The sequence below is a fragment of the Mesorhizobium sp. Mes31 genome (assembly GCF_024519675.1).
In the GTDB taxonomy this organism is placed as follows: domain Bacteria; phylum Pseudomonadota; class Alphaproteobacteria; order Rhizobiales; family Rhizobiaceae; genus Mesorhizobium.
Map to the genome: position 1 here is coordinate 106,657 of NZ_JALJRL010000019.1, position 13,566 is coordinate 120,222.

A 13,566-nucleotide genomic window follows, 5' to 3' on the forward strand; every position below is an offset into this window, starting at 1 on the left:
CCTCTTCTCGCGGTTCATTCGCCAGGTTCGAACGCCGTTGCCTGTTCCCGGTAGCTGACCGGTTCGGCGACGGGCGGGCTCGAACGAAAGCGCGCGCCCTTTGACCAGAGCTTCAGCGCTTCCCAGTGAATCCCCGCGACAATCTTCCACGTCATGAGGGGGAACTTCAAGAGGCAGGCTGCGAGCTGGGCTGTGCCAAGGCGGCCGGCGATCGCAGGCTTGGATCTGCCTTTGCACAGCATAGGCCGAACGCACCAAAAACGCCTATGGCTGCAACCGCGCTTGTGCGATAGTTTTAGCCATGCGTTATGTAATCGTCATTGCCGCCGCCGCGTTTTTCCTGATCTGGGACGGCCTCTACAATCAGGGCCGGTATCTCGACACGACGGTCAGGGACGTAACGCATGTCGTGCGATACGTGACCGGCAAGATCTAGCGCCCATCCGAACGACCGCCGCCGCGACATCGTTGTCGGTTGACGTGACCGTTCTGTCATCACAAAAGACCCCGGCATTTCGATCGAGGAGGCGGGGTTGATCCGGCACATTGTTTTCTTCAGCGCGCAGCGCAAGGAGGATGTGGAGGCGGTGCGCACGGGCCTGCTTGCGCTCGGCAACATTCCTCATTCCAGCCTCTTCGAGGTGACGCTGAACACCAAGGTGGATCCGCTGTCGGATGAGGTCGATGTGGTGGTCTACGCGGAGTTCGCCGATGACGCCGCGCTGGCCGCCTACAAGGCGCACCCGCTCTATGCGCAGACCACCAGCAAGGTCAAACCGTTGCGCGAACTGCGCTATTCGGCCGATGTCGTGGCCGGCAGCTGATCGAGGCCTTGTTGCAATAGGTGCCTTTTTCGGCGTCCCACGAAATAGCCGGGTAGCACGTGAAGGCCGCCGGGCAGGTTGCCAGCCTTCCGCCAGGCCTTCACTTCGGCCAACGCGGTGCCGAAATGGCCTTGCGCCGCCGCTTTCAGCGCGCCGCGTATCGTCAGATAGCTAAGGATCGGCCCGTAGCCTTCAGATTGATAATCGGGACAGCGGGCCACGAAATCGTCCAGCCCTCTTATGTAGCCGGCATGGGTGCGTGAGATCGAGTTCGCCGATCGATATTTGAGGACGTCGGTAGCAGTGCCGAAAGCGATGCGGTACTGCCTCGCCAGCCGCAGCAGCAGTTCCCGATCCTGATGGCGGCGCAGGTCCGGATCGTAGCCGCCGATCGCGGCAAAGGCCTCGCGGCGAACAGTGACGGTCGAATTGGTCAGCGGGATACAGTGGCACAGCAGGAGCTGCCGCAGTTTTTCTCCATCGGGTGTGAGACGGGGCAATCGGTGTACACGTTCGGTGCTGTCCGAAATGTCGCTGAAGCCGTCTATGGTGCAGGCGATATCGGGGTTCTCGTCGAAGAAGCCGATCAACCTGTCGATGCGTCCGGGGCGGAAGGCGTCATCGGAATCGAGAAAGGCAATGAGCGGTGCACGCGACAGTGCCGCGCCTTCATTGCGAGCCCGGTTGGCGCCGGCCGGCACCGGCATGCGGCGCCATGAGAGGCGCGGGTCATCGAGGGACGCCAGATAATTGTCGGTGTCGTCGGTCGAGCCATCGTCGATCACCACCAGTTCGATATCCACTCGCGGGCTGCAAAGAACGGACGCCAGCGTGCGCGGCAGGCTTTCGCGGCGGTTTCTGGCCGGGATAACGACGGCAAGGCGGCGCGTGGCAACGCCGCTGGTTTCCATTGGCAGGGGCGGCAGGATTGTCACAAGCGGAACTCGTGCATCGTCGTGCGGCTGCAGCCGAAGTCGGCCTTGAACGGTTCGTCACCAATGGTGAAATCGAAGATGGTGCCGCCGTCGGCGGCCCACTCTGCCATCACATGGTCGAGCACGAGGAAACCCGGAGAATAGCGCGCATAGGCGCCGTAATCGCAGGCAAGCAGGATGTAGCGGAAGCACTCGCCATCCACCAACCCGAAGACAAAGGCGACCGGACCAGCCTTCGAGGCTAGGCGATAGGTTCGCGCCAGGCCGGAACGTGCACCGTTCGTGGCGACATCGACATAGAACTCGAGGCCGTGTGCCGTCTGCAGCGGGTCGCCCGGAAAGCGCCCGGCGCGGAAGTCACGCGCAGCGACCAGCGCCTGACGCTCGTCGCCTGGCTCGACCAGCTCCAACTGCAGCCCGCCGGCTTCGGCAAGCTTGCGCGCCTTTCGGTCAAGCCCAGCCGCGCGTTCGGGGCGAAGGTTGATCCTGCGCCATTCCAAGTAGGGAGAACCGTAGCGCACGGCGTGCGCGCCGAAGTCGAGCGTGGATGGTTCGACCCCCAGCAGCGAACGCCATTGATGCAGATGGTTATGATGAACGGGTCCGATTTTCAGGCCCGCGTGGAAACCGAGGACATCGCGAAAATGCTGCGCGGTTTGCACGCCGACCCTTATGCCCCTGGCGACGATCGGACAGACGTAGTCGGTGACGCCGAGAGAGGCATATTCGACCGAGCCGGCCGCATCGCCGCTCTTGCGCCGGACCAGCGGGACGAGCAGCTGGAGTTCGCCGCGCCCATCTCGACCGGTAACCACCAGCGGTTCGGCGTCATGTGCCGGCGAGACATTGCGGTAGAAAGCCGTGAGCCAGTCCGGGTGCTGGAAAGCCGATGCCGATGCATTGGGGAACAGCCGCCGATATTCGTCCGAACCGAAATCGAAGCGATCGGTCGCTTCGATGAGGATCGGCCGATTGGAATTTCGTGCGGCGAGGTCAAGCACGCTTCAACCCCGTAAAAAGTCTTCTGAACGCCTGTTGTGGAAACAGCGCGGGATCGTCGAGAGCGATGCGGGCACCGACCGGCAGGTTCGCATCCCGCAGTGCCGCGTACAGCCTGTCTTCCGCGAGTCTCTGGGTCTCGACCCTTTGGGGATGTGTTTCCCGATAGATTGTGTTGTGGGAACCGTGCGCCGGATTGGTGTTGATCTCGAATATCTGCGGACGCCCGTCGACCAGCGAGAAATCGGCGCGCCCATAGTCAATGCCGGCAAGGTCGAAGGCCTGGCGCAGCACGCCCTCATGCATATTGCCTTCGACGAAGCGGCGCTCGTTCTCGAGGAATGTCTCGAACATCGGGTGGGCAAGCAGACGCTGCTTGTCCTGCACGTCCTTGGCCGCCCAGCGAAAATCGACGACATTGTGATGAGCGATCAGCCGATGGCCGACGCGGTAGGTGGCGAAACGCTGCCAGACACCGGGACTCACCTCCTGGCCGGCATATTCGATCACCAGCTTGCCGGCCAAAGGGATGCCGTTTTCCCGCATCCGGCTCAACGTTGCGTCAAGCGCTGGCTGATCCGCGATCAACTCGAGGTCGGCGGAGAGATGGTCGAACTCGTTGCGGATGAAGACGGGGAAGGAATTCGGGCGTGGCCGACTTTCGCAACGCCAGGCCGAAAAGCGATTGATCCCTGCCGCGCTCAGGGCTTTCAGCAAATCATGGCGGCCCAGCACATGGGCCGGGTGATTGAGAACGCGGGCCCCGCCGCGCTCGAGCCGATTTGCGACCTTGGCAGCCAATGCGATCTCGAAATTCGAAAGCCGCTCGTGATCGGTGAACACCCAGGTGCCGGAACGCAGTTCCTTCTGCCGGAACAGGCGCTCGTAACTCCAGCGGCGCGCATTGCCCAACTGGTTGACCAGATGGCGAACGGTATAGCCGTGGCTGCGGGTGGTGACGAAATTGATCAAACACCATCCGGCGAGCCGCCGTCCTCCTGCAGAGCCAGAATCTCGATCGGGTGTCGGGATCCGTTCTTCGAGCCAGCGAGAACCGAAGCATAGAGGTCGAGGTTGAGCGCGACCGCCGAATCCAGCGAAAAATCTCTTACCCGCCGATGCCCTCGCGCAACCAGCACATCCCTTGCTTCGCCATCGGCAACCAGCTGAAGTGTACGGTCGGCGAACTCCTCTCGCCGTCCTTCGGGTACGAGTGCCAATGCCCCGGGAGTGCCGGCCACGTCAGTCACGCCGCCGACCGCATAGGCAACCGCCGGCACGTCTGCCGCCATCGCTTCGAGCAGCACGCTGCCAAACACTTCGCGCCTTGACGGCAGGATCATGACGTCGGAAATCTTGAGTGCCTTCTTGACCTCGCTCGGAGCGACAAATCCGGTAATGGCCCACCAGCCTGGGCGCGAAATCGCGGTCAGTGCCGCTTCAAGCTTGCGGCGGTCGGGGCCGTCCCCGCAGATCAAGAGAAACGCGCCTTTTTCGGACAGGCGCTCGACAAGCTTGGGCAGATCCTGCCAGCCCTTTTCCGCGCTGACCCGACCGATGAAACTGACGATAGCCCGCCCTTCGGGGATGCCGTGCTCGGCCCGAAAGGCCCTGAGCGCCGCCGGAGTGATCGGCCGTCGAAAAGCGTCGACATCGACCGCGTCGGGGATCACATCGACGCGCGAGGCATCAAGTCCCAACTCGCTCGCCGTGTTCCTGCCAAATGTCTCGGTCAGCGCGACGACCCGGTCGGCTGACCTCAAAGCCAGTTTTTCGAGCCAGCGCGTGATGTCGTAAGGCCTGCCCTTGAGCCGAAGCGCACTCTGGAACCCGGACCACAGCTGGGTATTCATCGACACCACGAGCGGTATCTTCAACCTGCTGACGATGACGGCGATGATCCTGCACCAGATCGAGTGGTTGAAATGGATGTGGACGACATCATAGCGGTGTCGGGCCCGAAGCAGCTCCGGTATCGCGCCCAGAAACCAGCTGAAGCAGAGCAACGGGCCGGCCAGGAATTCCGGCAGCCAGAAGCCGGTGCATTTGACCCGCATCGTCGCGGACAGTTGCACGTGCCTTGGGCTGCCGGGAATGTAGGTGGTCAGAACCGTCTGGGCTGCGCCGGCCCTGTCCATGCCTTGCGCGATCGTCCATGACTGGTTCTGCAATCCACCGACCGGATCGAACCCGATCGGCCACTTGCCAGGCCGGTAGAAATGCGGCGTGATCCGCAAGATCCTGAGCATGCTGTTGCCCGTCATCCGTCGTTCAGTCCAGCCATGCAAGCAGGGCAATAGTCGCCGTTCGATGTCGAATCGCGACGCCGCGACAATCGTCCAAGGCGGAATTCGCGGCATCCCCCGCGCGGGGGATGTCCGGACGCAAATCATCAAATCAGGAGGAGATCGGAACCATCCCTGGTGGTGGTTACGAGGTCGCCGGCGGTCGGGATGCGATCAAGCCTTGAACCGCTTTGCGGAATGATGCACATCGCGCTCCATGACCCGAACAACAGCTGCCGGTACCTATCCGCTCGATCATCTGGTGCTGCCTGTGCGCAGCCTCGACGTGGCGCGAGCTCGGCTCACCGCGCTTGGCTTCGTCGTCGCACCGACCGGCATCCATCCCTTCGGAACGGAAAATTGCTGTGTTTTCCTCGCCGATGGCACCTATCTCGAGCCGATCTCGATCGGCGATGAACAGGCAGCGACGAAGGCCATTGCCGACGGCAATGTGTTCGTCGCGCGCGACCGCGTCTATCGTGACAGCCAAGGAGACGACGGCTTTTCCGCCATGGTTCTTGCCACCGGCAATGCCGACGCCGACCATGCACGCTATGTCGAGGCCGGGATCTCGGCGGGAGACATGCTGGGCTTTTCGCGCGCCTTCACCGACACAGCGGGCAAGAGCGACATTGCATCGTTCAAGCTCGCCTTTGCGTCTGGCAGCAAGGCTACGGATGCCTTTCTCTTTGCCTGCGAGCGGGTCAATGCTCCGAAAGTGGACCGCGCGGCGCTGCAGGCCCACGCCAACGGTGCCACCGGCATCGTCGAAGTGGTGGCGGTCAGCGGCCAGCCTGCCGAGCAGCGCCGGTTGATTTCGGTAGCGATGGACGATCCAACCGCCAGCGGGCAGGGCGGCACCTTTCATTTGCCGAATGCAATCTTGAACGTGCTTGACCCTGCGTCTTTCACCTCACGCTTTGGCGTGTCGGCCGGCGCGCCAACCGAGCTTCGCTTCGCCGCGGTGGTCTTTTCGGTCCGGCACGCCGATGTCACCTCGAGGCTGCTTGCAGCCAATTCCATCAAACACGATATATCGGGCAATGATATCGTCGTGCAGCCGGCATCCGGACAGGGCGCGGCTTTCATCTTCCGGGAGATCAAATGAGCAAGCCCCAAGCGTCCACTTCGACGGCGCCCAATTCGTCGGTAACCGTCGGCAATGTCGTCTTCGACAACAACGCGGCCCTGTCGCTGATCGCTGGCCCCTGCCAGTTCGAATCGCGCCAGCATGCCTTCGACATGGCTGGCGCGCTGAAGGAACTGACAGGCAAGCTCGGGATCGGCCTCGTCTACAAGACCAGCTACGACAAGGCCAACCGCACCTCGCTGTCGGCGACGCGCGGCGCCGGCATGGACGCCGCACTTCCCGTCTTCGACGAGCTGCGCAAGGAATTTTCGCTCCCGGTGCTGACCGATGTCCATACCGAGGAACAGTGCGCGATCGTCGCGCCGCATGTCGATGTCCTGCAGATTCCGGCTTTCCTGTCGCGCCAGACCGACATGCTGGTCGCCGCCGCGAAAACCGGCAAGGTCATCAACGTGAAAAAGGGGCAGTTCCTCGCTCCCTGGGACATGAAGAACGTGGTCGCCAAGATCACCGGCTCGGGTAACGCCAATGTGCTGACCACCGAGCGCGGCGCGTCATTCGGCTACAACACGCTGGTCTCCGACATGCGTGCCTTGCCGATCATGGCCGAGATCGGCGCGCCGGTGATCTTCGATGCCACGCATTCGGTGCAGCAACCTGGCGGGCAGGGTGGTTCCTCGGGTGGCGAACGTCGCTTTGTCGAGACGCTGGCCCGCGCGGCTGTCGCCGTCGGCGTTGCCGGCGTGTTCATCGAGACCCACCAGGATCCCGACAACTCGACCTCTTCCGATGGCCCGAACATGCTGCCGCTGAAGGATATGCCGGCACTCCTGGAGAGGCTGATGGCTTTCGACCGGGTGGCGAAGGCTCGCTGAGCCAGGCGCATCCTGCCGGCGCTTGTGGAAGGCACAAGCCGGCTGTACGCTTGCCTGGCAAATAAGCGTTTTGGCAGGAGGAAGCCATGTCCGTTGCCCGCGTCACCGAAATCACATCGTCGTCGAAGAAGAGCTTTCAGGACGCCATCGAAAAGGGGATTGCGCGCGCATCGAAGACCCTCAAGAACGTCGAAGGCGCCTGGATCCAGGACCAGAAGATCGTCGTCGAGGACGGCAAGATCGCTGCCTATCGCGTCAATATGAAGGTTACCTTCATCCTCGCGGAGTAGCTGCCCGTAGCCGAAAAAAGTCGGGAACTTTCGCTTCCGCCCCTCATTGTCAAAGTCTAGATCAACGACAACGAGGAGCACACCATGACAACGCAGACAGGCCATACCGAAGCCATTGCTGCTTCGCGCGTCATCGGCACGTCCGTCTACAATACCGAAGGCACAAGCATTGGCAGCATCGAGGATATCATGCTCGACAAGACGTCGAACGGCATCATGTTCGCGGTGATTGGCTTTGGCGGATTTCTCGGTATCGGCGAGAAGTATCACGCCATCCCGTGGGCGAGTCTCGACTATGACGAGGACAAGGGCGGCTACATCGTGCCGTTCTCCAAGGAGCAGCTGAAAGCGGCGCCTGCCTATTCGATCAACGAGCTGGCCGGCGCGGATGGCGAGACGGCGCGTGACGCATCTTACGACTACTACAAGGTTACGCCCTACTGGCATTGACGGCTGCAATCAAAAAGGGCCCCGCGAAGACGGGGCCCTTTTTTGATTCAGGTCGCGGCCTATTCGCTGATGTGCAAGGCCGGTAGCGGCGCCAAGGCTTTGGGTGGCGACTGCTGATTGTCGCACGACGTCAGAAACGCAGCCGCGATCAGGAACAGACTCACGATACCGCTCAACTCAGACATGGCGAAACTCCTCCTGTTTCGCCCCGCGCGACAACAGCCATACCCGAAATCCGTGCCCGATGGCATGACTTATGATGACAGCGATTTGTGCTTCGTGAATCGCCGGGTCTGACGCCACGGCAATAATTGCAAGCAGGCCGATTGCCTTTTGCGGCACTTTGGCTAAGACGTGCGCGACGCTTTCAATCGATCAATCGGGGACATCGCAATGACCGCCATCATCGACATTGTCGGGCGTGAAATCCTGGACAGCCGTGGAAATCCGACCGTCGAGGTCGATGTCGTTCTCGAAGACGGCTCGATGGGCCGTGCCGCGGTGCCGTCGGGCGCCTCGACCGGTGCCCACGAGGCTGTCGAACTGCGCGACGGCGGTGCCCGCTATCTCGGCAAGGGCGTGCTCAAGGCCGTCGAGGCGGTCAATGGAGAGCTGTTCGAGGCGATCGGCGGCATGGAAGCCGAAAACCAGATCCACATCGACCAGACCATGATCGAGCTCGACGGCACGCCCAACAAGAGCCGGCTTGGCGCCAACGCCATTCTCGGCGTCTCGCTGGCGGTGGCCAAGGCGGCCGCCGATGCCGCCGGCCTGCCGCTCTACCGCTATGTCGGCGGCACCAAGGCGCATGTCCTGCCGGTGCCGATGATGAACATCATCAATGGCGGCGCGCATGCCGACAACCCGATCGATTTCCAGGAATTCATGATCCTTCCGATCGGCGCGCCGACGCTTCGCGAAGGCGTTCGCTGGGGATCGGAAATCTTCCACACGCTGAAGAAGAAGCTGAAGGACGCCGGCCACAACACCAATGTCGGCGACGAGGGCGGCTTTGCTCCGAATCTGAAGAGCGCGCCGGTCGCGCTCGACTTCATCATGGAATCGATCGAGCAGGCCGGCTTCAAGCCGGGCGAACAGGTCGCGCTCGGCCTCGATTGCGCGGCGACCGAATTCTTCAAGGACGGCAACTACGTCTATGAGGGCGAGAAGAAGACGCGTGACCCGAAGGCCCAGGCAAAATACCTGGCCAAGCTTGCCGCCGACTACCCGATCATCACGATCGAGGACGGCCTGGCCGAGGACGACTGGGAAGGCTGGAAGTACCTGACCGACCTGATCGGCAAGAAGACCCAGTTGGTCGGCGACGATCTGTTCGTCACCAACACGGCGCGGCTGCGCGACGGCATCCGCATGGGCGTTGCCAATTCGATCCTGGTCAAGGTGAACCAGATCGGTTCGCTGACGGAAACGCTCGACGCCGTCGAGACCGCGCACAAGGCCGGCTACACCGCCGTCATGTCGCACCGCTCGGGCGAAACCGAGGATTCGACCATTGCCGATCTCGCCGTTGCCACCAATTGCGGACAGATCAAGACCGGCTCGCTGTCGCGCTCGGACCGCATGGCCAAGTACAACCAGCTGATCCGCATCGAGGAAGAACTCGGCAAGCAGGCGCGCTACGCCGGCAAGTCGATGCTGAAGGGTTGATCCGAAAACATTCGGATTCTCGGACGTCGCATGAAGGGGCGGGAGCATTACCGCCCCTTTTTCATTTCGGCGCTGCTAGGGCGGTCATCCGTAACCGTCCGTTAAGCACAATCGGGCGAAAAAGATCCTGGGTCGCCCGAGTTCGCGGCCGCGAGGATTCGAGCGATGTGGACGCGTCAGCACAAACAGAGAAACACCGGCCGGCTGATAATCCCCTCGCTTTGCGTGGCGTTCCTCGCCTATTTCGGCTTCCATGCCTATCACGGTGAATTCGGCATCAACTCGAAATATCAGCTGGAAGCCCAGACGGTTGCGCTGCAAGGTCAGCTCGATGCGATCAAGGCGCGCCGGATGGAACTCGAACGGCGCGTTCGGCTCATGCATGAAGGTACGATCGAGAAGGACATGCTCGACGAGCAGGCACGCAGGGCGCTCAATCTGTCCCAGGCTGACGAAATAACCATCATGTTGCCGGTCTCAGCGAAATAACCGATATCAAGTTAATCGCCAATATTTTCAATGTTTTTAATCGCTTAGGCGCATGCCAGCTATGCAAATTCGGCATGGCGCAACGCTTTGGCGCGTGTTAGCCTTCCCATAAATCGGTGGGGAGGAGCTGATCTCCCCAGAGCAGATTTCATCCTGCTCTAATGTCCGCAAAGAGACGCCAACAGGGAGTGATGCATGGCCACCGCAGCCAGAAAAGCGCCTGCCAAATCCAGATCCGACGGTAAATCGGGGCTTGCTGCCCCCAAGCCCGCCGAATTCACCAGGGATGAAGAGCTTGCCGCCTACCGGCACATGCTGCTCATCCGTCGCTTCGAGGAAAAGGCCGGCCAGCTTTACGGCATGGGTTTCATCGGCGGCTTCTGTCATCTCTATATCGGCCAGGAGGCGGTCGTCACCGGCATGAAGATGGCGCTGATCGAGGGCGACCAGATGATCACCGCCTATCGCGACCACGGCCACATGCTGGCCATGGAGCTTTCACCGCGCGGCGTCATGGCCGAACTGACCGGCCGCCGCGGTGGTCTGTCCAGGGGCAAGGGCGGCTCCATGCACATGTTCTCCAAGGAAAAGCACTTCTACGGCGGCCATGGCATCGTCGGCGCACAGGTGTCGCTCGGTACCGGGCTTGCCTTTGCCAATCGCTATCGCGACAACAACAATGTCTCGCTGACCTATTTCGGTGACGGTGCGGCCAACCAGGGCCAGGTCTATGAAAGCTTCAACATGGCCTCGCTGTGGAAGCTGCCGGTCATCTACATCATCGAGAACAACCGGTATGCCATGGGCACCTCGGTCTCGCGCTCGTCGGCGGAGACCGACTTCTCGCATCGCGGTGCCTCGTTCAAGATTCCCGGCATCCAGGTCGACGGCATGGACGTGCGCGCGGTGAAGGCCGCCGGCGATCTCGCCGCCGAATGGTGCCGCGCCGGCAACGGGCCGCTGATCCTCGAAATGCAGACTTATCGCTATCGCGGCCACTCGATGTCCGATCCGGCGAAATACCGCTCCAAGGAAGAAGTGCAGAAGATGCGCTCCGAGCATGACCCGATCGAGCAGGTCAAGGCGCGTCTGATCGAGAAGAAGTGGGCGACCGAGGACGAATTGAAGGCCATCGACAAGGAGGTTCGCGACGTCGTCGCCGACGCCGCCGAATTTGCCCAGAACGACGCGGAGCCGGATCCGTCCGAGCTCTGGACCGATATCGTACTGTAACGGGAGGGCAAGGACATGCCGATCGAAATTCTCATGCCCGCCCTTTCGCCGACCATGGAAGAGGGCAATCTTTCCAAGTGGTTGAAGAACGAGGGCGACAAGGTCGTCGCCGGCGACGTCATCGCCGAGATCGAAACCGACAAGGCGACGATGGAAGTCGAAGCCGTTGACGAAGGCACGCTGGGCAAGATCCTGATCGCCGCCGGCACCGAAGGCGTCAAGGTCAACACGCCGATTGCCGTCTTGCTGCAGGACGGCGAAAGCGCTGCCGACGTCGGCAAGTCCTCGGCTCCCGCCAAGGCGGAAGCGCCGGCGAAGGCAGAGGCTCCGGCCGCCGACGACAAGACGGAAGCCGCAAAGCCGGCCGCGGCACCTGTCGCCGCCGCCCCGAAAACTGAAATCGCCGCAGATCCGGACATTCCGGCCGGCACCGAAATGGTCTCGACCACGGTGCGCGAAGCTCTGCGTGACGCGATGGCCGAGGAGATGCGCCGCGACGGCGATGTCTTCGTCATGGGCGAGGAGGTCGCCGAATACCAGGGCGCCTACAAGATCACGCAAGGGCTGCTGCAGGAATTCGGGCCGCGGCGCGTTGTCGACACGCCGATCACCGAGCATGGCTTTGCCGGTGTTGGCGTCGGTGCGGCGATGGCCGGCCTGAAGCCGATCGTCGAGTTCATGACCTTCAATTTCGCCATGCAGGCGATCGACCAGATCATCAACTCCGCCGCCAAGACGCTCTATATGTCCGGTGGCCAGATGGGCGCGCCGATCGTGTTCCGTGGACCGAACGGCGCCGCCGCCCGCGTCGCCGCCCAGCATTCGCAGTGCTATGCCGCCTGGTACAGCCACATTCCGGGCTTGAAAGTGGTGATGCCTTACACCGCGGCCGACGCCAAGGGCTTGCTCAAGGCAGCGATCCGCGATCCGAATCCGATCATCTTCCTCGAGAACGAAATCCTCTATGGCCAGTCCTTCGACGTGCCGAAGCTGGATGATTTCGTGCTGCCGATCGGCAAGGCGCGCATTCACAAGACCGGCAAGGACGTCACCATCGTCTCCTTCGGCATCGGCATGACTTACGCGGTCAAGGCGGAGGCGGAACTGCGCGGCCTGGGCATCGATGCCGAGATCATCGATCTCAGGACCATCCGCCCACTCGACCTCGACACCATCATCGCTTCGGTCAAGAAGACCAATCGGCTGGTCGTGGTGGAGGAAGGCTTCCCGCAGAGCTCGGTCGGCGACCATATCGCCAACCAGGTCTCGCAGCGCGCCTTCGATTTTCTCGATGCTCCGGTGATCACCATTGCCGGCAAGGACGTGCCGATGCCTTATGCGGCCAACCTCGAAAAGCTGGCGTTGCCGAACGTCGGCGAGGTCATCGAGGCGGTCAAAGCCGTCGCGTATCGCTGAACCCGGCGGGAGGACAAAATGCCAATCAACATCACCATGCCGGCCCTTTCGCCCACGATGGAAGAAGGCAATCTGTCAAAGTGGCTCGTGAAGGAAGGTGACAAGGTTTCGCCGGGCGATGTGATCGCCGAGATCGAAACCGACAAGGCAACGATGGAAGTCGAGGCTGTCGATGAAGGCACGGTTGCAAAGCTCGTCGTTCCCGCGGGTACCGAAGGCGTCAAGGTCAATGCGCTGATCGCCGTGCTCGCCGCCGAAGGTGAGGACGCCGGCGCCGCCGCGAAAAGCGGTAGTGAAGCTGCGCCGGCGAAAGCCGAGGCTCCCAAGGCTGAAGCGCCCAAGGCTGAAGCACTGAAGGCCGAGGCACCAAAGGCTGAACCTTCCCCTGCCGCGCCCAAGGCAGAGGCGGCTCCGGTTGCCAACGGCCATGCAGGTGGCGAGCGCATCTTCGCTTCGCCGCTCGCGCGTCGTATCGCCAAGGAAGCCGGCGTCGATGTGTCCGCCGTGACCGGCACAGGCCCGCATGGCCGGGTGGTGAAGGCCGATGTCGACGCGGCGATTGCCGGCGGTGGTGCCAAGGCGCCTGCCGCGAAGGCTGCGCCCACTGGGGCTCCGGCCTCTGCTCCTGCCGCGCCAGTAAAGGCGATGTCGGACGATCAGGTGCTGAAACTGTTCGAGGAAGGCTCCTACGAGCTCGTTCCGCATGACAACATGCGCAAGACCATCGCGCGCCGCCTGGTCGAGGCCAAGACCACCATCCCGCATTTCTACCTGACGCTAGACTGCGAACTCGATGCGCTCTTGGCGCTGCGCACGCAGATCAATGCCGCGGCGCCGATGAAGAAGACCGAAAAGGGCGATGTCCCGGCCTACAAGCTGTCGGTCAACGACATGGTCATCAAGGCGATGGCGATGGCGCTGAAGGCGGTGCCGGATGCCAACGCCTCGTGGACCGAAAGCGCCATGGTCAAGCACAAGCATGCCGATGTCGGCGTTGCGGTGTCGATCCCCG

At 62.0% G+C, this 13,566-nt stretch carries 17 protein-coding genes; 11 read left to right on the forward strand and 6 right to left on the reverse strand.

From position 1 onward, the window contains the following. Positions 1-14 precede the first annotated feature (14 nt). Positions 15-242, reverse strand: coding sequence for a DUF1365 family protein (locus NR193_RS26560; RefSeq protein ID WP_256753670.1), 228 nt, complete (start codon positions 240-242; stop codon positions 15-17). Positions 243-301: 59 nt separating this feature from the next. Here NR193_RS26560 and NR193_RS26565 point away from each other — a divergent pair, with 59 nt between their 5' ends. Both NR193_RS26565 and NR193_RS26570 read left to right on the forward strand, forming a co-directional pair. Further along, positions 302-436 carry a hypothetical protein gene (locus NR193_RS26565; RefSeq protein WP_256753671.1) on the forward strand — a complete coding sequence of 45 codons (135 nt, stop codon included), beginning with the start codon at positions 302-304 and terminating at the stop codon, positions 434-436. Between the two features lie 97 nt (positions 437-533). After that, positions 534-824 (forward strand): Dabb family protein, encoded by a 291-nt coding sequence (locus NR193_RS26570; protein WP_256753672.1) that lies wholly within the window; start codon positions 534-536, stop codon positions 822-824. Here NR193_RS26570 and NR193_RS26575 read toward each other — a convergent pair. The 4 genes from NR193_RS26575 to NR193_RS26590 are packed head-to-tail and all read right to left on the reverse strand — an operon-like array spanning position 794 to position 5,022. Continuing rightward, positions 794-1,759, reverse strand: a complete 966-nt coding sequence (locus NR193_RS26575; RefSeq protein WP_256753673.1) for a glycosyltransferase family A protein — start codon at positions 1,757-1,759, stop codon at positions 794-796. The two genes, NR193_RS26570 and NR193_RS26575, sit on opposite strands and share 31 nt — an antisense overlap. Continuing rightward, entirely contained in the window at positions 1,756-2,760 is a 1,005-nt protein-coding gene (locus NR193_RS33575; RefSeq protein ID WP_256753674.1) for a GNAT family N-acetyltransferase, read from the reverse strand. Before NR193_RS33575 ends, NR193_RS26575 begins: the two co-directional genes overlap by 4 nt. Next, entirely contained in the window at positions 2,753-3,730 is a 978-nt protein-coding gene (locus tag NR193_RS26585) for a hypothetical protein (RefSeq protein ID WP_256753675.1), read from the reverse strand. Before NR193_RS26585 ends, NR193_RS33575 begins: the two co-directional genes overlap by 8 nt. Next, a complete protein-coding gene (locus NR193_RS26590) occupies positions 3,727-5,022 on the reverse strand; it encodes a glycosyltransferase (protein WP_256753676.1) in 1,296 nt (431 codons plus the stop codon). The genes NR193_RS26585 and NR193_RS26590 overlap by 4 nt, the downstream gene beginning before the upstream one ends. Before the next feature lie 238 nt (positions 5,023-5,260). Between NR193_RS26590 and NR193_RS26595 the strand changes: the two genes are divergently transcribed. The 4 genes from NR193_RS26595 to NR193_RS26610 all read left to right on the forward strand — a co-directional run bounded on the left by NR193_RS26595 (position 5,261) and on the right by NR193_RS26610 (position 7,748). Then, entirely contained in the window at positions 5,261-6,151 is an 891-nt protein-coding gene (locus tag NR193_RS26595) for a VOC family protein (RefSeq protein WP_256753677.1), read from the forward strand. Next, positions 6,148-7,008 (forward strand): 3-deoxy-8-phosphooctulonate synthase, encoded by an 861-nt coding sequence (kdsA, locus tag NR193_RS26600; RefSeq protein WP_256753678.1) that lies wholly within the window; start codon positions 6,148-6,150, stop codon positions 7,006-7,008. The genes NR193_RS26595 and kdsA overlap by 4 nt, the downstream gene beginning before the upstream one ends. A gap of 86 nt (positions 7,009-7,094) precedes the next feature. Further along, positions 7,095-7,298, forward strand: a complete 204-nt coding sequence (locus NR193_RS26605) for a dodecin family protein (RefSeq protein WP_027045027.1) — start codon at positions 7,095-7,097, stop codon at positions 7,296-7,298. An 84-nt stretch (positions 7,299-7,382) separates the two neighbouring features. Continuing rightward, the gene (locus NR193_RS26610; RefSeq protein ID WP_091584703.1) at positions 7,383-7,748 is read left to right on the forward strand and encodes a PRC-barrel domain-containing protein; all 366 of its coding nucleotides are present in this window, start codon (positions 7,383-7,385) and stop codon (positions 7,746-7,748) included. Between the two features lie 59 nt (positions 7,749-7,807). Here the strand turns inward: NR193_RS26610 and NR193_RS26615 are convergent, their stop codons facing one another. Beyond that, positions 7,808-7,933, reverse strand: coding sequence for a hypothetical protein (locus NR193_RS26615; protein WP_091584815.1), 126 nt, complete (start codon positions 7,931-7,933; stop codon positions 7,808-7,810). 208 nt (positions 7,934-8,141) lie between these two features. On the opposite strand from NR193_RS26615, the gene eno reads away from it, so the two are divergent. The 5 genes from eno to NR193_RS26640 all read left to right on the forward strand — a co-directional run. Continuing rightward, positions 8,142-9,416, forward strand: coding sequence for a phosphopyruvate hydratase (eno, locus tag NR193_RS26620; RefSeq protein ID WP_256753679.1), 1,275 nt, complete (start codon positions 8,142-8,144; stop codon positions 9,414-9,416). A gap of 165 nt (positions 9,417-9,581) precedes the next feature. Further along, on the forward strand, positions 9,582-9,905 hold the full coding sequence (locus NR193_RS26625) for a septum formation initiator family protein (RefSeq protein ID WP_256753680.1): 324 nt from the start codon (positions 9,582-9,584) through the stop codon (positions 9,903-9,905). 195 nt (positions 9,906-10,100) lie between these two features. After that, the gene (gene pdhA, locus NR193_RS26630; RefSeq protein ID WP_256753681.1) at positions 10,101-11,138 is read left to right on the forward strand and encodes a pyruvate dehydrogenase (acetyl-transferring) E1 component subunit alpha; all 1,038 of its coding nucleotides are present in this window, start codon (positions 10,101-10,103) and stop codon (positions 11,136-11,138) included. A gap of 15 nt (positions 11,139-11,153) precedes the next feature. Continuing rightward, positions 11,154-12,554 carry a pyruvate dehydrogenase complex E1 component subunit beta gene (locus NR193_RS26635; protein ID WP_256753682.1) on the forward strand — a complete coding sequence of 467 codons (1,401 nt, stop codon included), beginning with the start codon at positions 11,154-11,156 and terminating at the stop codon, positions 12,552-12,554. Positions 12,555-12,572: 18 nt separating this feature from the next. Beyond that, the coding region (locus NR193_RS26640; RefSeq protein WP_256753683.1) for a 2-oxo acid dehydrogenase subunit E2 at positions 12,573-13,566 on the forward strand (994 nt) is incomplete at its 3' end.